This is a genomic window from Staphylococcus haemolyticus (assembly GCF_006094395.1).
Classification (GTDB): Bacteria; Bacillota; Bacilli; order Staphylococcales; family Staphylococcaceae; genus Staphylococcus; species Staphylococcus haemolyticus.
Genome location: NZ_CP035291.1, coordinates 1,428,902 through 1,446,694, shown reverse-complemented (window position 1 = coordinate 1,446,694; position 17,793 = coordinate 1,428,902). Strand labels below are relative to the sequence as shown.

The window sequence follows — 17,793 nt, the reverse complement described above, 5'->3', positions numbered from 1 at the left end:
TTATGCATTAAAAAACCGGAACAACTTAATTGTCCCAGTTTCGATTTAAATATTTATTTAAATATAATTTTAAACGTTGTATATTGATTTACTTCGCTGTCAACAGTTATATAACCACCATATTGTTGTACTATCTTCTCAGCAATAGAAAGACCTAAGCCATTACCACCCTGACTTCTTGCGCGGGATTTATCAACTCTATAAAAACGGTCAAAAATGAACTCCTGATCTTCTTTAGGAATACCAAGACCATGGTCTGTAATTTCAATACTAATTTGTTTGTTTCTTAATTGAGTAGCTATCTCGATTTGCTTATTATCTTTGTCATACTTCATTGCATTATCAATAAAAATAAGTAATAACTGTTCAAACTGATGACGATTAATCTGTAATGTTAATGGTTTCTTTGATAGATGCGTTTTAAATTGATAATCAGGATGTAATTGTTTTAAAGATTTAATACGTGAACGAATTTCTTCGTTAATATTTACTTCTTCAAATTCTAATGCCTGAATATTAACTTTGTCTTTAGTCAATAATAATAATTCTTCAACCAACTTCGTTATTCGATTCATTTCCTCTAATGAAATATTAAGAGACTCTTCAAGTACAGCTGGGTCCTTTTTACCCCAACGTTGAATTAAATTTAAATGACCTTGAATGATTTGTAGCGGCGTGCGTAACTCGTGAGAAGCATCTTCAACAAATTGGCGTTGTTGGTTAAATGATTCCTCAATTTGGTACATCATATCATTAAAGGTATCGATTAAATTATCTGTTTCTTCATAGTTCGTCTTGAGTTCAAGTTTATTTTGAAATCCATCTCGTCGTATTTGAATCATCTTGTTCGACATGGTTACAAGTGGCTTAGTTAATTGCGTTGAAAAAATATAACTTATACCCGCCATAATGAAAGTTGCTAACAAACCAAATGCAATGGCTACAAAATATAAAGAACGAACGACATTGTTATATCCTTCAAGGGAGTGAATTAAAACACTATAGCCTTCAAAACGTTCACTATGTATTGGTTCTGTAATAATTAAGTAAGGGATTCCGTTATGTTTTGAAATTTGAATCGTTTCAGGATCAACAAAATCAATATCAGGTTTAAAATTAATCATATTTTCATTTGAGGATTGCATTAATTGTTTACCATTTCGATCGTAAATGATGGCTTTTTCAAAATTCTCCAACATAGCAGTCAAATCTAATGTAGTAATATTATTCATAGATCGTGATTCTACTAAATTAACGATCTCACTTGAACTGTGTTCAGCCTCATCAATCTCACCGTCTCTTAAGGTATCTTTTAAAAAGAAGATTATAACAAGACAGAAAAGAATAATTGTGCTAAACATGATTAACGTTGTAATCATCATCCACTTATATTTTAAAGTACCCTTTTTAATCATCTGATCACGTACCCAACACCACGAACGGTTTCAATCGTTTTATCTTTACCATAAGGTTTAAGTTTGTTGCGTAAATATCGAATATAAACATCTACGACATTCGTCTCAACTTCACTGTCATAGCCCCAAACATGATCTAAGATCTGTTCTCTTTGTAGCACACGGTTTCTGTTAGTTGCTAATAAATAAAGTAAGTCATATTCAGTTTTAGTGAAATCTAACTGTTCTCCATTAATTGTGACATTAAAAGCATCGACGTCTATTTTAATGCCATTGATATCAATGATATCCTTTTGAGGTTGACGACGGAGTACTGCACGAATGCGTGCAAATAGTTCTTCAATTTCAAAGGGTTTTACTATATAATCATCAGCACCATAATCTAAACCGGTCACTTTGTCATATGTATCGCTTTTAGCCGTAATAATAATGATAGGCGTTGATTGTTCCTGTCTGACACGGCGACATATTTCTAAGCCATTTATGTTTGGTAACATTAAATCTAATATAATTAAATCGTAATTATTACTTAGTGCTTTATCGAGCCCTGCCTGTCCTTCATATTCTATATCTACACTATAATTATCATGAGTTAGTTCTAGTTCTAAGAAGCGGGCTAAATTTTGTTCATCTTCCACAATAAGTATATTAGTCATTATTATTTTCACCTCTTTTATTATGCATTAATCATATTTTAAATAGCTAGAATGAGTTAAATCAATGATCCGTTTTTGAATACATATTCTTATAATATAAGCTATATTTTATCACAGTAAAGACTGAAAATAGAGAATGGATTAAAATTGTAATGATATAATCAAATTTAAATGAGAATTTTTCGCAATTATAATTGACAATGATTATCAATGATGTATAATAGTATTTGAAAATGATTATCAATACCGAATAAGACAATTCCCCCCACATATATTTCGTTCTTAAAGGATTGGTCATTTTCAAGTTATTCCCCTTTTATATGCCCGTAAAAGACTAACGTTAAAGTTTCAAACTTACTTTAAACGTTTTAATAAAAAGCAGTGAATCTAATGCCGAGGTTCACTGCTTTTTTATTTAGTTTTACTGATTTGATTAAATCTTTTGAATATCTACCAAATCAAATAGCTTATTTTTAATCCTTTAAAAAAATCGAGATACAATCTCGCATTTTAAGAATGTATCTCGATATATTTTACGTAGCTGTTGGATATAAATGATTTTTAAGTATTAAAGTTGAAAGAACAATACAGAAAGCACCGCCAATTATACCAGCAATGACATCTGTAGGATAATGCACACCTAAATATACTCTTGAAATAGAAATCAGAAGAATAAATAATGCGCATAATCCTATAATAATTCCTTTATTATGACCTGATGCTTTTCTATTGGCTATGAACATCGCACTACCAAAGAATGATGTTGACCCCATAGCATGGCCACTAGGAAAGCTAAATCCAGATATATCAATTAATCGTAATAATGTTGGGCGCTCTCGGTCAAAAATATTCTTCAGTAATGGATTTAATATACTTGAAAGAGACATAACAATCACAAAGAATAGCGCTTCGATTTTAAAGCGTTTTAACATTAAATATGCGACTAACATTAGAGATAGACAGACCATTGCCCATACTTCTCCTAACTTAGTGGCACCCAAAAGGATAGAAGTAGTGATGAAACTTTCAGATGAATAAATAAATTCATATACTTCAGTATCAATCCATTTACCCAGTCTAGACTCATGGAAGGATGCAATGATACCAAATATTAAGGTGAAAACGATTAGCAAAGTAATACGTTTTGTACGATTCATTATCTGCACCTCCTGAGTTTATAGAGCGTCCTTTAAAATTTTATTAAATAGATCTTCTTTCGTATAACTTTCTCTGTAAGTCTCCATTTGTTTAATGATTGACTCTCGATCATTTTCAATTTCTTTAAGTTGTTCTAATAATTTAACCTGTGTAAGTTGATCTTCAGGGATGGTTCTACCATACCCTTTGGATTCAAAATTCTCAGCATTATCAATTTGATCACCACGTGATTGATCAAGTCCTAAAGGTATTAATAACATAGGAATACGCAATGTTAAAAATTCATAAATAGCATTAGATCCTGCACGGCTAACTACAGTATCTGTAATAGCTAATAAATCTGTTAACTCTTCTTTAACAAATTCATACTGAACATAGCCTTTAGCATCAATACTAGAATCAACTAGTCCATGACCTGTTAAATGAATAATTTGATAGTCTTGAAGTAATGCTTCTAAATTTTCACGTATAGCTTGATTAAGCTTTTTACTACCTAAGCTACCACCCATGACGAGTAATACTTTTTTTGAGGCGTCGAAACCTGTTAACTGGTATCCACGTGATTGATTACCTTCTTTTAAGTCTTGTCGAATGGTAGCGCCAACGAAGTCTGCTTTATCTTTAGGTAAATATTTTAATGTATCTTCAAATGTTGTATAGATTTTTTTAGCAAATTTCAGTGAAATTTTATTAGCTAAGCCTGGTGTTAAATCCGATTCATGTATAATTGTTGGAATGTTTAGTGAGCGTGCAGCTATTACTACGGGTACTGAAACAAATCCTCCCTTAGAAAATAATAGGTCTGGTTTTTCTCTTTTTAATACTTTGCGTGCATCAATAACACCTTTTAAAACTTTAAATACGTCTTTCGCATTATCAACTGATAGATATCGACGTAATTTACCACTAGATATTGGATAATATTCAATGTTAGGTAATTGTGATTCAATCATTTCACGTTCTATACCTGTTTTAGAACCAATATAAAATGCGTCGTGCCCTTTATCAGTAGCTGTTGGAATTAAACTTAAATTGACCGATACATGTCCAACAGTACCGCCACCGGTAAATGCTATTTTAGACATAGTAATTAACCTCTATTCTTAAATGTTTTTATAATATGCGTAGAATGGTGCGCCTCTATCAAATGGATGATAGTCAATTTCTGCTTCACCGACTTTTATGAAACCAAATTTTTCAAATAATCCTTGTGCTGGCTTATTTAGAGCAAAAGTATCAGTTAAAAGAACATGGATATTATGTTCTTCAGCTAACTTAACTGCGAAATCAAATAACTCTGTAGCTGCTCCTTTATACTGTTGTGATCCAGCAAGTCTATGAATGACATAGGCGCCTTCACGATCGATTGGCCATTCTAACTCATCATACCATTCTGATTGTTGTTGGTCGACCACGATAAAGCCATAAATTGTGTCATTTTCTTCCAACACATATAGTGTTTCGGTATTGATGTCTTCTTCAAAGTGTTCTGTAACGGGATATTTATCATCCCATTGATTATTATTAAATTCTTTCATTAATTTTTTGGCTTCTTCAACTAAAGTTTCTATTTGTGAAATATCTTGCATATTACCTAGTCTTATCATTGTTTGTGACACACCTCTTTATTTTAGTTTATTAATTAATTCATCTAAAACTTTATCTTCTTTATTAGCTTTTTCAACTAATAACTGTGTAAATTTCTCATTAGTTTTTTTATCAAATTTACCATTTACTGATAATTCATGTTCTGATTGGAATTTTTTAATAGCTGATTCCAACTGTGTATCAAATTGTTTAGAATCATTGTTAACGTTGTAGCCTAATGCATCTAAACCGATTTTGATAGATTTCACGTATTTTGTATTATCACCAACAGAATAAGATTTATCAGTTGGAATGACACTGATAGATTGATATTGAGGTGAAGCTATTTTTGTATCAGGTTGTATACCTTTCCCATGAATATTATGACCATCAGGTGTTAACCATTTCATTTGTGTATATTTCAATAATGAGCCATCTTTAAATTCACGAGTTGTCTGTACTATTCCCTTACCAAAAGTTTTTGAACCGTAAACTTTAGCTTTTTTGTGGTCTCTCATTGCACCAGTAAATACTTCTGATGCACTGGCAGAACCTTCATTTACTAGTATACTAACTTTCATGTCTTTAGCTTCGTTAGAAGCGTTATTTGACGTTTTGATTGATTCTGTGTCATCGCCTTTTTCAAGTTTTACAACTGTCTGATCTTTATCTATAAAGATATTAGCCATTTTTACTGCTTCATCAAGTAGACCACCAGGATTATTTCTTAAATCTAATACTATACTACGAACACCGTCTTTATGAGCTTTAATAATAGCAGATTTAAGTTCGCCTGCAGTATTATCTTGGAATTTGTTTATAGTAAATACTCCAATGTTGTCTTTCTTCTTATATTCCACGCTTTTTACATGGATTTTACCACGTTTTATTTTAATTTCTTTTTCTTGAGAACCACGTTTTATTGTTAGTTTGACAGTTGTTCCCTCTTTACCACGTACTAATTTTACTACTTGATCTAAAGGTTTACCTACTACGGATTTTCCATCCACTTTAGTAACAACATCTTTTGGTTGGATACCGGCTTTTTCAGCAGGAGAATCTTTCATAGGACTAGTAATCATTATTTGTTTATCTTTTTTTTGCATTTCTGCACCAATGCCTACAAAGTCGCCTGAAACATCTTCATTAAAGCTTTTCGTTTCGTCTTTAGTCATGTATTCAGAATACGGATCTTTAAGTTCTTTAACCATGCCATCTATAGCAGCCTCAGATAATTTACCAGCATTTTGTTTTTTATAGTAATCATTATTCAGTGTCTTATAAGCATATTCAATTTTTTTAATTTCTTGACGCTCATCTTTAGTTAATCCGCTTATTTTGTGACTAATGCCAATTGTTGCTGCAACTGTAATCCCAGCTGTAATAATCACAACTCCTAATAAAAGTAATATGAACTGCCAAGTTTTAAATTTAATTCTTTTATTAGAAGATGATTCGTTTTTATGATTGGAGTCTAAATTACTTTGTTTTTCCTCAGGATTATGACTCATAAAAAAACACTTCCTCATATAACATCTTATGTATTTATAATTTTATCTAAAAAGATAATATAAGTATGTCGTTATTTAAATACAAACGCAACTTTTAAGAAATAAGTTGAATAAAAAAGCACAAAAGGAGTGGGACAGAATTCGTAAAGAATTCGTTCCACCCCCGCTAAGATGACTAGAATTGAGAAAATTTGATATACTACTCATTTAGCCAGCTGTTATGAAATTTTTAATGCAATTTTAATATGATACATGTGCTAATCACATTACTGAGTAAGTCAGAATTTTAACCATTCTATATACTCTTCATATAAATCATCAAACTCTGACATGGGTACTGATATGTCGCTTTGCATTTCAATATAGTCAGACAATTGATTGAAATCTTTTTCATGTTTTGGAAAAGACAAATCATTAAATATTTCTTCAGCTAAGTCTCCCTTGCTATCTTTACGGCCTCTAACCGTTAGAGCAAATTGATAGAATGAATGTTCTTTCATTAGCTCATAGTCACATCAACAACTTTAGTTTCACCTTTAATGACTGCTTTAACATCATTGACGTGAATTGATTCAGTTTGATCTGAATTTGTAATAATAATTGGTGAAATAACATCTTTCGCATTATTTCTAATATATTCTAGATCAAATTTAAGTAATGGATCACCAACTTGAACAGTGTCGCCACTACTTACTAAGATTTCGAAACCTTGACCATCTAATTGAACAGTGTCTAAACCAATATGAACTAATATTTCTAAACCATTATCTGCTTTAAGTCCTATTGCGTGTTTAGTTGGAAATACATTGTCAACTTTACCTTCAATTGGAGAAACAACTTCTCCTTCAGTTGGGTTAATACCAAAGCCTTCGCCCATCATTTTTTGTGCAAATACTGGATCTGGAATATTCTCAATATTAATATATTCGCCAGTTAATGGTGCATAAATTTCAATTTCTTTATTAACTTCTTTACCTTTACCAAATAATTTTTTAAACATAATTAGTCACTCCTATTTTTCAAAATGCGGAATTAAATCTCCATATCCAAGTTCTTCTAACTTATCATAAGGGATAAATTGAATCGCTGCAGAATTAATACAATAACGTAGTCCACCACTTTCTTTCGGACCATCGTTGAATACATGACCTAAATGACTGTTAGCATCTTCTGATCTGACTTCTGTTCTAATCATACCAAATGTTTTATCTACGAGTTCAATGATTTCATCATCATCAATTGATTTAGAAAAACTAGGCCATCCACAGTTAGATTCAAACTTTTCTTCTGAAGTAAACAATGGTTTGCCTGAAATTTTATCTACATAAATACCCTTATCAAAATGATTCCAATATTCATTTTGAAATGGAGGTTCAGTACCATTTTCTTGAGTAACTAAATATTCCATTTCATTTAATTCATTTTTATCTTTTTTAATCATTTTGAGACCCCCAATGTGTTTCGATAAATGATTTTCTTCCTGATCCACGTTGATATTGCTCATAATGAGCAGGGTTTTTCTTGTAATAATCTTGATGATAGTCTTCCGCAGGATAAAAGTTTTTGTATGGAAGAATCGGCGTTATAACAGGTTTTTTAAAAATACCTTCTTCATTTAATTGTTGTATTTTAAGTTCAGCTGCTTTCTTTTGCTCTTCATCATGATAAAAGATAGCCGGTTCATAGCTTTCTCCTCTATCGAAGAATTGACCACCGCCGTCTGTAGGGTCAAAAGTTTTAAAATATACATCTAAGATATTTTCAAAGGACGTAATGTCTGAGTTGAACTGAATTTGAACAGCTTCCCTATGTCCAGTTTGATTAGTACAAACTTGTTCATAGGTTGGATTTTCAACATGACCTCCACTATATCCAGATACTACCTCTTCAATACCGGGATATGATGTAAAAGGCTTAACCATACACCAGAAACATCCTCCAGCTAAAGTTGCATATGCCATATTATTACCTCCTCTGTCATTATTTAAATTTACGATATAAATACTTTTATTTAAAGTAATCTACTCACAATGATGAATTTTATTAAAAGAACATTAGGAAGTAAGCAATAAGATTAATTTGATTCACGAACGACAACCAAGCCGATTGCTCCTTGACCGGTATGGGTTGAAATAACTGGTGTCGTTACATTAACATCATATTTCTGTTGGCCGAATGCCTCATCAAATTGCAACTTAAGCTTGTCAACAAAGTCAAGAACGTTTGCGTGAGCAACACCAATCGATTTAATTTTATGTTTATCGATAAATTCTGAAATTTCTTTTTTTAGATATTGAATACTAGAATTTTGTGTACGTGCATTATGTACGATTTCTAAATATCCATCTTCTAAAGTGCCGACGGGTTTAATTTTCATTATATTACCAATAAAACCTTTAGTCTTACTTATGCGTCCACCTTTAATTAATTGATTTAATTGTCCAATTACAACAAAGAGTTTAATGTTCTTTTGTAATTCTTTAAGTTTGTTTACGATTTGATTAGACGAAAGATTCGTATTAATTAATTCAACAAGTCGTTGGATTTGGTAGCCGAGTCCGAATGAAATAGATTTGGAATCAATTACGGTTACTTTAGTGTCAACCATATCACTAGCTTGCAAAGCAGTTTGGTATGTACCACTTAGGCCTGATGACATATGGATACTAAAGATTTCAACATCCTCTTTACCAAGTTCTTCGTATAGTTCAATAAATTTCCCGATTGGTGGTTGGCTTGTTTTTACGTCGGCATCTTCCTCAATTCGTTGAATAAAAGCCTCAGATGTAATATCTATTTGATCAACAAATGATTTTCCGTCAATCGTTAAGCTTAAAGGTACTACGTGTATATTATGTTGTTTTAGATACTCATGTGATAAATCTGATGTAGAATCAGTCACGATAATTTGTTTAGTCATAAGTGCCTCCGGTTTATCAATTTAATTTAATGTTTACGTACTAAATGTAAAAACGTATGTGGAATTGTATTTTTCTCATCTAACTCTCCGTCTACCGATGACTCTACTTCCCATTCTTCAAAAGTATAAGGTGGGAAAAATGTATCGCCCTGGTGTTTACCATTAACAACAGTAATGTACATATCATCTACTTTATCAATCATTTCTTCAAATAATGACTGACCACCAAAGATAAAAATATGACCTTCTAATTTGTAAATATCATCTATAGAATGAATCACATCTACACCATCAACGTTAAACGTTGTGTCACTCGTTAACACTACATTTCTTCTGTTAGGAAGCGGTTTACCAATTGACTCAAATGTTCTTCTCCCCATCACTAGCGTGTTTCCAGTTGATAATTTTTTAACATGTTTCAAATCATTAGGTAAATGCCATGGTAAATCATTATTATATCCAATAACGCGTTGTTCATCATGTGCTACCAAAATTGATAAAGTCATATTTCCCTTCCCCTCCGTATGAAAAATTGTTTATATTAATAATCGCAAAATTCCAGCATATTATACTGCAATTGGTGCCTTAATTGCTGGGTGTGAGTTATATCCAATTAATTCTAAATCTTCGTAATTGATATCGAAAATAGATGCATTTGAATTAATTTTTAAAGTTGGCGGATCAAAACTGTTTCTAGACAATTGTGTTTTTATTGCTTCAATATGATTAGAGTAAATATGTGCGTCACCAAAAGTATGCACAAATTCTCCAACTTCAAGATTACACTCTTTTGCTATTAAATGTGTTAATAATGCATAGCTAGCAATATTAAATGGTACACCTAAGAAAATATCTGCACTTCGTTGATACAATTGACAACTTAATCTGCCATCTTGAACATAAAATTGGAACATAGTATGGCATGGTGGCAAAGCCATGCTATCTATTTCTGTTGGATTCCATGCTGAGACAATATGTCGGCGAGAATTTGGACTATTTTTAATTTGTTCAATAACGGTTTTAAGTTGATCAAAGTGGTTACCTTCTTTATCTACCCAATCTCTCCATTGTTTACCATATACATTACCTAAATCTCCGTATTTTTTTGCAAATGAGTCATCATTTAAAATGTGTTGTTTGAATTTAGACATTTCTTCTTTATACAGTTCATTAAATTCATCATCTTGTAGTGCTCTATGACCAAAATTAGTCATATCAGGACCATGATAATCATTAGATTGCACATATTTCTCGAAGGCCCACTCATTCCAAATATTATTATTATATTTTAGTAAGTATTGTATATTTGTATCGCCTTTAATAAACCATAATAATTCTGTAGCGATAAGTTTGAAAGATACTTTTTTTGTTGTAAGTAATGGGAAACCCTTAGATAAATCAAATCGTAACTGATGACCAAATTTAGAAATAGTACCGGTATGAGTACGATCATCCCGTTGATTACCAATTTCTAATATTTCTTCGCATAAAGCATGATAAGCTGAATCAAAGGAATTTAACATTTTGCTCATCTCCTAGAATTGTTTATATTAATGAATATTATACTAGATAATGCGTATTTATAAAATTAAAATAAAAAAATCCCAAATATAAAATTAGTTTTTAATTTTATATTTGGGATTGAAAAGTGAGTACTTATTTACTCAATTCAAGTTTATACCCTTAATTTAGGCTGATAATAGTAACTCTGAGTGTATTCTCTAATATGGATGATTCAAATTATTTAAAATTATACTGCTTAGCAGTTTTCGTCAAATGCATCTTTAATATCCATACAGATATCTTGAATGTCACGACCTTCGATATGTTCTCTAGGGATAAAATGTTTTAATTCTGTTCCTTTAAATAAAGCGTAGGATGGACTTGATGGAACTTGTTGAATGTACTCTCGCATCGTTTGAGTTGCTTCTTTATCTTGTCCAGCAAATACAGTGATTTTATTTGTTGGTTTTTTATCATTTTGCTCTGCTACGGCAACAGCTGCAGGTCTGGCTAAGCCAGCAGCACAACCACATGTAGAGTTAATTACTACAAATGTTGTATCTTCTTCGTTAACATTTTTCATATAATTTGATACATCTTCACTTGTTTCTAAACTTTCAAAACCATTTTCAGTGAGTTCAGCTCTCATTTGTTGTGCTAATTCTTGCATATATTGTTCATAAGGATTCATAATTTTCACTCCTAATTTAGTTTTACTTTAACATAATTATTTATTTCGATTAGCTATTTGTTTCCATACAGAACCTAGTGCCTCATCACCATTTTCAATTCTAGAAATTGCCATCTCAATTTGAAGTTTGACCTCATAAGCAGGATCATTAGCGTGTGACTTTAGACTAGGTAATTGTTCAGGTCCGCCTTCATCAAATAGGAACATAGCAGCTCTCCAACGTACAATTTTTTGCGGATCATTTAAGGCATTTTCCATTTCAGGCAGAGCCTCTTTAAAACCTAAATCACTTAAGCAATCTCCAGCAGTGCGTCTAACAGCTGGATTCTTATCACGCAAGCCTTTATATAAGTATGGCAGAATTTCTTTTTCTTCAATCATGCCTATTAATACTATAGCTTGTCGTCTTAGGGGTGCTTTATCTTCTTGTAAAGCTTCATCTAATAGGTCAATATCTTGAAGTGTAGGTGTTGGAAATTCTTTTAACATTCTTAATTTATCTTTCCAATCAGTAGCCTCTTTATATTCATTTAAAGTTACATGGTGATATTGTTGCTGAGGAATAACAATATCAGTTTCTAATGCAGTTTGAACTAGAGATGCTAACTTTTCAGATGGATATAAAGCAATGATTTCTTCGTACACTTCATTCATAACTTCTTCTAAATCACCGTATCTAACTCCCAAATCTTGCCATTTACGTAAAAACACAACATTGTCTCCATCTTTTTGAGCTTTTAACATACTCTCAACAAAATAGTCCGGCAACTGTTTACGACTTTCATCTGAAGTCGTAGTGAGTTTAATTTGATATGGAATACCTTTAAACATAAGTGCTTCAGCTTTAATCTCTCCATAGTGTTCATCGGGCTTATGTGATGAATCTATAAATGATTCATTATTTAAAGTTGAAGTGATTTGAGGTAAGACCACTTCCCAATCGGATTTAGGCTCTTTATCAATAGCTAAGAAGTCCATCACATAAAATATAGATTTGACACCGTCAATTGCTAATAAATCATTAATAAATTGTGGTTGTTGTTCTTCTATATATGTGAATGTATTAGATTTATTGTCTTCCCTTTTGTTAGATAATACGATTTTCATAGTATTAGGGCTTGGTGTCGGCTCTACTCTTAATATTTCCATAAGTGCATGTCCCCTTGTAAATATTTATTCAAAAGTAGATTGAATTTGAGGAAGAATATTATTCCAATCTGCATTATCTTCTTTATCGACAGAAATAAAATCCATAACATAGAATATTGATTTTACACCATCAATATCGAACAGTTTATTTATGAAATCAGGTTGTCCTTCTTGTGCAGAAGTAAATGTATTAGATTTATTATCTTCTCTTTTTTCACTTAGGTTAATTTTCATAGTCTTATGATTTGGTGTTTCTTCAATTGAAACAATTTGCATAGTCCTTACCTCCTATTGAAGTTCATTACCTAATTGTTTGATTTGTTTACCTATTGAACACTCAGATATACAAAAATGGTGTGCTTGTGTCTTACCTTCGGTCTTTCTGATATGTGTTTTTAGTAAACATTTGTCACAATAAGTATTCATTAATTCATCAATTTTATCAATTGCTTCTTGTTCGGAATGTGTAAGTATAACAGTCACTCCTTAAGTACAGTATTGTCTTAATATAAGCATGGAATAAGTATAACTTAATTTGTATTTATTTTGAAATAATCGATTTAATAAATAATAAGTGTTGATGAAAATGGTAAGTCGTATTGCATTTATGTAGTAATTACTATAAAATGATTAAGTTGTTTTTGCGGTTTCTAAACACCCGCATCATCAAAATTTAGGAGGATATTTATGTATAATGAAATTTTCGGTGTAGCAACATTTCTTGTTACATTTATATTAATGGTTATAATGTTTCGATGTTTTGGCAAACAGGGCTTAATTGCTTGGGTAGCAATTGGTACAATTATTGCTAATATTCAAGTAATCAAAACAGTTCATATTTTTGGTATTTCTGCTACTTTGGGTAATGTGATGTTTGCGTCTATTTATTTAGCTACAGATATACTAAATGACATATATGGTCGTAAAGTTGCGAAGAGAGCTGTATGGTTAGGATTCTCTTCTACATTGGTTATGATTATTGTTATGCAAATGTCACTACATTTTATACCTGCACCTGAAGATATGGCTCAAAAATCATTATCAACAATATTTGATTTAGTGCCAAGAATTGCAGTAGGTTCCATTATTGCGTATATTATTGGACAACACGTCGATGTATTTATTTTCTCTACAATTAAAAAGGTATTCAGCTCAGATAAAACATTTATCATTCGTGCTTATGGTAGTACCATGTTAAGTTCAATTATTGACACAGCACTGTTTGTCACAATTGCGTTTGCAGGAACTTTACCAAATATGGTTGTATTCGAAATATTCATTACAACTTATTTATTAAAACTTATTTCTACTATATTTAATGTACCATTCGGTTATATAGCTAAGTCTATGTATCGTAAAGGTCAAATTCATAAACTAGATAAGGGATATTAAAGAATATTATGGGAATGGAAATGATTTCTTAATGAAATCTATGCCATTCCTTATTTTCTTATTTTGTAATACGATAAGAATAGTGAAATTATAAAAATTAAAAAGGTGTTAATTTTATATGGCAAAAATTTACTTTGATGCAGCTACCAGAGGTAATCCTGGGCGAAGTGCATGTGGAATAGTTATCAAAGAAAATGATGAAAAGTATGTATATACGCACGACTTAGGCGAACTAGATAATCACAGTGCGGAATGGGCTGCCCTTATTCATGCACTTGAACATGCTCGTGAACTGAATGTTGTTAATGCTTTATTATATACTGATTCAAAATTAATTGAAGATAGTGTTAATCAAGGATTTGTAAAAAGCGCACGATTTAAACCATATTATGAGAATTTGGAAATACTCGAAAAAAGTTTTGAATTGGTGTTTGTAAAATGGGTACCTAGAGAACAAAATAAAGAAGCAAATCAAATGGCACAACAAGCATTGTTTAAACTAATTAAAAAGAAAATATAACATTATTTAAATACATAACACCCCTTTATTTAATTTTGACATTAAATAAAGGGGTGTTTTTTTAGTCAATTAAAAAAGCCATTACTTCTCTTCTTTTTTAAATTTTCTTGATAATAATGCGATACCACTCAATAGTGAAGTCATTAAGAATGCAGTTGATGATTCACTATTGCTGTAACCTGTGTTAGGTAAAGATCTAACAGTATTTTGATTGCTATCATTTTGATTATAGCCACTCAAATTATCACCTTGATCACCTGTATTTCCACTATTGTGTTTTGAATCTTTTTGATTTGTATTGTTAGTACGACGACCATTTTTATGTGCTCTATCATTATCTGCTAATGTTACTTTAACTGGTTTAGATAAAGAACTATTTGGATGTTGAGCATTATCAGTAGCTCTTACTGTTACTTCACCTTCTGGTATTGGTGTTGTTGGTTTTATAGTAGCATTACCGTTACCATCAGTCGTAGCTTTACCAATGACATGTCCATGTTTGTCCAACAATTCGACAAGTGTATAAGGATCGGTTGTAACTTTCACTGGTGTCTTAGTATTAGCTTTATGAATCAGTGTTGTATGAATTTTTGGTTCTGTTGGTGCCGTTGTATCAGTTACTTTAATTGGATCTGAGAATGAACTGTTCGGTGGCTGAGCATTATCTGTAGCTTTAATAATAATTGTACCTTCAGGATATGGTTTGTTTGGTTTAATTATTACATGACCGTTTTTATCAGTTTTTCCAGAGCCAATGACATGTCCATCTTTATCAAGTATTTCTACTTTAATGTACGGTTCAGTGATAATTTCAATTGGATCTTTAGTACCTGCTTTACCATTCATACTACCTTTTACTACTGGTTTAGGTGGTGGTGTTGTATCAGTTGTTTTAACAGGTTTAGAAACCGAACTATTTGGTCGTGCTGCATTGTCAGTTGCTTTTACATAAACATTGCCTTCAGGAATTGGTTTTGTTGGTGTAATGAAAGCATGACCAGTACCATCAGTAATTCCAGAACCTATGACGTTACCATCTTTATCTAAAAGTTCGACCTTTGTATTTGGGTCAGTCGTAACTTCTACTGGATCAGTAGTACCCGCTTTACCATCTAAGCTACCTACAACAGATGGCTTTGTAGGTGGCGTTGTATCAGTTGCCTTCACTGGATCAGATGTTGAGCTATTTGGATGTTCAGCATGATCAGTCGCTTTAGCAGTGACATTACCTTCAGGAATTGGTTTCGTAGGTATGATTGTCACTTGACCTGTACCATCTGTTTCACCTGAACCGAGACTGTTACCATCTTTATCAAACAGTTCTACCGTAGTGTTTGGATCAGTCGTTACAGTGATTGGTGTTTGGGTACCCGCTTTACCAGCTATATCTGTATTAAATGTTGGAACGATAGGTGGTGTTGTGTCAGTTGCTTTTTTAGGTTGAGAAGTAGAACTGTTCGGATGTTCTGCGTTATCAGTCGCTTTAGCAGTAACATCGCCTTCAGGAATTGGTCGATTAGGTATAATCGTTACGTGTCCATCAGTATCAGTTGTCCCTTTTCCTAAACTGTTACCATCTTTATCAAACAATTCTACTGTTGTGTTAGGATCAGTTGTTACTGTAATCGGTGTTTGAGTACCCGCTTTACTAGTTAGGTCAGTTTCTAAATTAGGTAAAATTGGTGGTGTTAAATCCGTTACATTTACCGGATCTGAATAACTACTATTTAGCGTTTCAGCGTCATCAGTAGCTTTTGCTGTAATAGTTCCTTCAACTAATGGTTTACTAGGAGTGATTGTTATGTGTCCAGTATGATCTGTCATCCCACTACCAATTAAGTGATTATCTTTATCAAACAATTCCACTTTAGTATCAGGGTCAGTAGTGATTTCTATAGGAGTTAGTGTACCTACTTTATCCACTAAATTTGTATGAATAATTGGTTTATCAGGTGGCGTAGTGTCGGTTGCTTTTTTAGGATCTGAAGTAGATGAATTTCCACTATCGTCGGTAGCTACTGCTGTTACATTTCCTTCTGGTATAGGTCTTGTAGGTACAATGTATGCGTGCCCTTTATCATTTGTTCTAGAAGCTCCAAGTGGTTTATTATATTTGTCTCTTAATTCAATTCTTGTAAAAGGATCTGTTGTGACTTCAATTACAAATGGTCTATGTTGAGGGTCTGTATTTAACGCTTCCACAGGATCTGATGTTACGCTTTCTGAACCACGTGTGGCTTTCGCTGAAACATCACCTTTAGGAATCCATTGTTGTGGAATAATAGTGACATGACCAGTTTCATTTGTTCTTCCAGTACCCATCGTTGCACCATCTTTATCTAATAGAGCTACGTCAGTATTAGGAGAAGTCAAAATTTCAATTGGTCTTTTCGTATTAGCTGCATCTCCCACACTTGTAATGAATGTTGGTTTAATAAGCGGTGCTTGCTGATCATTTGGCGTTAATGATGAATTAGTTGTTGCAGCATTAGATGGATTATCAACTGTTCCTGTTACTACTCTATTAAATTCAATTTCATCTGAATTACTAGCTCTCTTTTTTCTAACATGCGTGTTTGATGGTTGTTTTGATACACTTGAATCTTTATTGAATTGTGGTTTATTATTAGTTTGTTGAATTAATTTAGCTTCTCTAATAGTGTCACTTGTTTGATTTGATTGAACCTGACCTGTGGTATTTTTATTATCTGAAGGTTTGATTGACGTATTAGAGCTTTCGTTAATTGAATTTTCTGGATTGTTATTCGTATGTTGTTGAGTGGGATTTAAATGTTCGCTAGCTTGAGCATCATGATTTACTCCTAAAAACACGAATGTCGCTACTAAGGTTGAAACAGTACCGATTGCATATTTACGAATGCTAAATTTTTGTAATTTTTTATGTTGATTCATAGGTGCGATATTCTCCTTTACAATTTTTAATGAAAATTAATTAAATTAATAACAGTTAATATTTAAAACATTTCAATTTAACTCTTTACATATATCTGTTAGTTTAATTTCATACTAAAGATAGAAATCAAACTTAATTTATATAATTTTATTATATCATTCATTTAATAATAAATGTTGTGACATTTAAAAATAGTAGTCCCTTTTTAATACATTGATAAATGAGGTGGATTTTTAACTAAATTAGTATTTATGAAATAATTCGACAAAAATATGTGTAGATGTAAGTTTATACAATTAAAAATTACAGAATTTTTTGACGTGAATTAATAGTTTTTTAAAGCATAAAACATTAGAATATTTTATCAGTTAAATTTC

At 31.9% G+C, this 17,793-nt stretch carries 20 protein-coding genes and 1 pseudogene; 2 read left to right on the top strand and 19 right to left on the bottom strand.

From position 1 onward, the window contains the following. Positions 1 to 53: 53 nt before the first annotated feature. From EQ029_RS06990 to EQ029_RS06910, 18 genes and pseudogenes are all read right to left on the bottom strand, one after another. Entirely contained in the window at positions 54 to 1,415 is a 1,362-nt protein-coding gene (locus EQ029_RS06990) for a HAMP domain-containing sensor histidine kinase (RefSeq protein WP_016931300.1), read from the bottom strand. Further along, positions 1,412 to 2,071 (bottom strand): response regulator transcription factor, encoded by a 660-nt coding sequence (locus tag EQ029_RS06985; RefSeq protein WP_011275785.1) that lies wholly within the window; start codon positions 2,069 to 2,071, stop codon positions 1,412 to 1,414. Before EQ029_RS06985 ends, EQ029_RS06990 begins: the two co-directional genes overlap by 4 nt. Before the next feature lie 191 nt (positions 2,072 to 2,262). Then, a pseudogene (locus tag EQ029_RS12765) lies at positions 2,263 to 2,369 on the bottom strand (hypothetical protein); the annotation flags it as partial. Positions 2,370 to 2,604: 235 nt separating this feature from the next. Further along, complete coding sequence (locus EQ029_RS06980) at positions 2,605 to 3,228, bottom strand: phosphatase PAP2 family protein (RefSeq protein WP_016931301.1); 624 nt, start codon at positions 3,226 to 3,228, stop codon at positions 2,605 to 2,607. 18 nt (positions 3,229 to 3,246) lie between these two features. After that, the gene (locus EQ029_RS06975; RefSeq protein ID WP_011275783.1) at positions 3,247 to 4,314 is read right to left on the bottom strand and encodes an undecaprenyldiphospho-muramoylpentapeptide beta-N-acetylglucosaminyltransferase; all 1,068 of its coding nucleotides are present in this window, start codon (positions 4,312 to 4,314) and stop codon (positions 3,247 to 3,249) included. An 18-nt stretch (positions 4,315 to 4,332) separates the two neighbouring features. Next, a complete protein-coding gene (locus EQ029_RS06970) occupies positions 4,333 to 4,836 on the bottom strand; it encodes a GNAT family N-acetyltransferase (RefSeq protein WP_011275782.1) in 504 nt (167 codons plus the stop codon). Between the two features lie 18 nt (positions 4,837 to 4,854). Then, the gene (locus EQ029_RS06965; RefSeq protein ID WP_057504843.1) at positions 4,855 to 6,327 is read right to left on the bottom strand and encodes a S41 family peptidase; all 1,473 of its coding nucleotides are present in this window, start codon (positions 6,325 to 6,327) and stop codon (positions 4,855 to 4,857) included. A 278-nt stretch (positions 6,328 to 6,605) separates the two neighbouring features. After that, positions 6,606 to 6,827, bottom strand: a complete 222-nt coding sequence (locus tag EQ029_RS06960; RefSeq protein WP_011275780.1) for a YozE family protein — start codon at positions 6,825 to 6,827, stop codon at positions 6,606 to 6,608. Further along, on the bottom strand, positions 6,827 to 7,327 hold the full coding sequence (locus EQ029_RS06955) for a PTS sugar transporter subunit IIA (RefSeq protein WP_016931302.1): 501 nt from the start codon (positions 7,325 to 7,327) through the stop codon (positions 6,827 to 6,829). Before EQ029_RS06955 ends, EQ029_RS06960 begins: the two co-directional genes overlap by 1 nt. A gap of 12 nt (positions 7,328 to 7,339) precedes the next feature. Further along, positions 7,340 to 7,768 carry a peptide-methionine (R)-S-oxide reductase MsrB gene (gene msrB, locus EQ029_RS06950; protein WP_011275778.1) on the bottom strand — a complete coding sequence of 143 codons (429 nt, stop codon included), beginning with the start codon at positions 7,766 to 7,768 and terminating at the stop codon, positions 7,340 to 7,342. Continuing rightward, entirely contained in the window at positions 7,761 to 8,288 is a 528-nt protein-coding gene (gene msrA / locus EQ029_RS06945; RefSeq protein WP_011275777.1) for a peptide-methionine (S)-S-oxide reductase MsrA, read from the bottom strand. The genes msrB and msrA overlap by 8 nt, the downstream gene beginning before the upstream one ends. A gap of 113 nt (positions 8,289 to 8,401) precedes the next feature. Then, entirely contained in the window at positions 8,402 to 9,247 is an 846-nt protein-coding gene (gene fakB2, locus EQ029_RS06940; RefSeq protein WP_011275776.1) for a fatty acid kinase binding subunit FakB2, read from the bottom strand. Positions 9,248 to 9,273: 26 nt separating this feature from the next. Beyond that, positions 9,274 to 9,753 carry a dihydrofolate reductase gene (locus EQ029_RS06935; protein WP_011275775.1) on the bottom strand — a complete coding sequence of 160 codons (480 nt, stop codon included), beginning with the start codon at positions 9,751 to 9,753 and terminating at the stop codon, positions 9,274 to 9,276. 60 nt (positions 9,754 to 9,813) lie between these two features. Then, positions 9,814 to 10,770 (bottom strand): thymidylate synthase, encoded by a 957-nt coding sequence (locus tag EQ029_RS06930; protein WP_016931303.1) that lies wholly within the window; start codon positions 10,768 to 10,770, stop codon positions 9,814 to 9,816. A 236-nt stretch (positions 10,771 to 11,006) separates the two neighbouring features. After that, a complete protein-coding gene (brxA, locus tag EQ029_RS06925) occupies positions 11,007 to 11,441 on the bottom strand; it encodes a bacilliredoxin BrxA (protein ID WP_011275773.1) in 435 nt (144 codons plus the stop codon). 36 nt (positions 11,442 to 11,477) lie between these two features. After that, positions 11,478 to 12,590, bottom strand: coding sequence for a conserved virulence factor C family protein (locus EQ029_RS06920; protein ID WP_011275772.1), 1,113 nt, complete (start codon positions 12,588 to 12,590; stop codon positions 11,478 to 11,480). Between the two features lie 24 nt (positions 12,591 to 12,614). Beyond that, positions 12,615 to 12,866, bottom strand: coding sequence for a NifU N-terminal domain-containing protein (locus EQ029_RS06915; protein WP_011275771.1), 252 nt, complete (start codon positions 12,864 to 12,866; stop codon positions 12,615 to 12,617). Positions 12,867 to 12,878: 12 nt separating this feature from the next. After that, the gene (locus tag EQ029_RS06910) at positions 12,879 to 13,073 is read right to left on the bottom strand and encodes a zinc-finger domain-containing protein (protein WP_011275770.1); all 195 of its coding nucleotides are present in this window, start codon (positions 13,071 to 13,073) and stop codon (positions 12,879 to 12,881) included. A gap of 204 nt (positions 13,074 to 13,277) precedes the next feature. Between EQ029_RS06910 and EQ029_RS06905 the strand changes: the two genes are divergently transcribed. Together EQ029_RS06905 and EQ029_RS06900 are read left to right on the top strand one after the other, a co-directional pair. Continuing rightward, entirely contained in the window at positions 13,278 to 13,982 is a 705-nt protein-coding gene (locus tag EQ029_RS06905) for a queuosine precursor transporter (RefSeq protein ID WP_011275769.1), read from the top strand. A gap of 118 nt (positions 13,983 to 14,100) precedes the next feature. Further along, positions 14,101 to 14,502 carry a ribonuclease HI family protein gene (locus EQ029_RS06900; RefSeq protein ID WP_011275768.1) on the top strand — a complete coding sequence of 134 codons (402 nt, stop codon included), beginning with the start codon at positions 14,101 to 14,103 and terminating at the stop codon, positions 14,500 to 14,502. A gap of 81 nt (positions 14,503 to 14,583) precedes the next feature. On the opposite strand, the gene EQ029_RS06895 is transcribed toward EQ029_RS06900, so the two are convergent. Further along, positions 14,584 to 17,415: a YSIRK-type signal peptide-containing protein gene (locus tag EQ029_RS06895; protein ID WP_037570636.1), complete on the bottom strand. Its 2,832-nt coding sequence runs from the start codon at positions 17,413 to 17,415 to the stop codon at positions 14,584 to 14,586. Positions 17,416 to 17,793 lie beyond the last annotated feature (378 nt).

Excerpts from the sequence above, each read along its gene's own strand:
- EQ029_RS06980 (WP_016931301.1), bottom strand. The coding sequence starts at position 3,228 with ATGAATCGTACAAAACGTATTACTTTGCTAATCGTTTTCACCTTAATA.
- msrB (WP_011275778.1), bottom strand. The coding sequence starts at position 7,768 with ATGATTAAAAAAGATAAAAATGAATTAAATGAAATGGAATATTTAGTT.
- EQ029_RS06955 (WP_016931302.1), bottom strand. The coding sequence starts at position 7,327 with ATGTTTAAAAAATTATTTGGTAAAGGTAAAGAAGTTAATAAAGAAATT.
- EQ029_RS06985 (WP_011275785.1), bottom strand. The coding sequence starts at position 2,071 with ATGACTAATATACTTATTGTGGAAGATGAACAAAATTTAGCCCGCTTC.
- EQ029_RS06920 (WP_011275772.1), bottom strand. The coding sequence starts at position 12,590 with ATGGAAATATTAAGAGTAGAGCCGACACCAAGCCCTAATACTATGAAA.
- EQ029_RS06975 (WP_011275783.1), bottom strand. The coding sequence starts at position 4,314 with ATGTCTAAAATAGCATTTACCGGTGGCGGTACTGTTGGACATGTATCG.
- EQ029_RS06900 (WP_011275768.1), top strand. The coding sequence starts at position 14,101 with ATGGCAAAAATTTACTTTGATGCAGCTACCAGAGGTAATCCTGGGCGA.
- EQ029_RS06930 (WP_016931303.1), bottom strand. The coding sequence starts at position 10,770 with ATGTTAAATTCCTTTGATTCAGCTTATCATGCTTTATGCGAAGAAATA.
- EQ029_RS06990 (WP_016931300.1), bottom strand. The coding sequence starts at position 1,415 with ATGATTAAAAAGGGTACTTTAAAATATAAGTGGATGATGATTACAACG.
- EQ029_RS06915 (WP_011275771.1), bottom strand. The coding sequence starts at position 12,866 with ATGCAAATTGTTTCAATTGAAGAAACACCAAATCATAAGACTATGAAA.
- EQ029_RS06895 (WP_037570636.1), bottom strand. The coding sequence starts at position 17,415 with ATGAATCAACATAAAAAATTACAAAAATTTAGCATTCGTAAATATGCA.
- EQ029_RS06905 (WP_011275769.1), top strand. The coding sequence starts at position 13,278 with ATGTATAATGAAATTTTCGGTGTAGCAACATTTCTTGTTACATTTATA.
- brxA (WP_011275773.1), bottom strand. The coding sequence starts at position 11,441 with ATGAATCCTTATGAACAATATATGCAAGAATTAGCACAACAAATGAGA.
- EQ029_RS06970 (WP_011275782.1), bottom strand. The coding sequence starts at position 4,836 with ATGATAAGACTAGGTAATATGCAAGATATTTCACAAATAGAAACTTTA.
- EQ029_RS06960 (WP_011275780.1), bottom strand. The coding sequence starts at position 6,827 with ATGAAAGAACATTCATTCTATCAATTTGCTCTAACGGTTAGAGGCCGT.
- msrA (WP_011275777.1), bottom strand. The coding sequence starts at position 8,288 with ATGGCATATGCAACTTTAGCTGGAGGATGTTTCTGGTGTATGGTTAAG.
- EQ029_RS06935 (WP_011275775.1), bottom strand. The coding sequence starts at position 9,753 with ATGACTTTATCAATTTTGGTAGCACATGATGAACAACGCGTTATTGGA.
- EQ029_RS06965 (WP_057504843.1), bottom strand. The coding sequence starts at position 6,327 with ATGAGTCATAATCCTGAGGAAAAACAAAGTAATTTAGACTCCAATCAT.
- fakB2 (WP_011275776.1), bottom strand. The coding sequence starts at position 9,247 with ATGACTAAACAAATTATCGTGACTGATTCTACATCAGATTTATCACAT.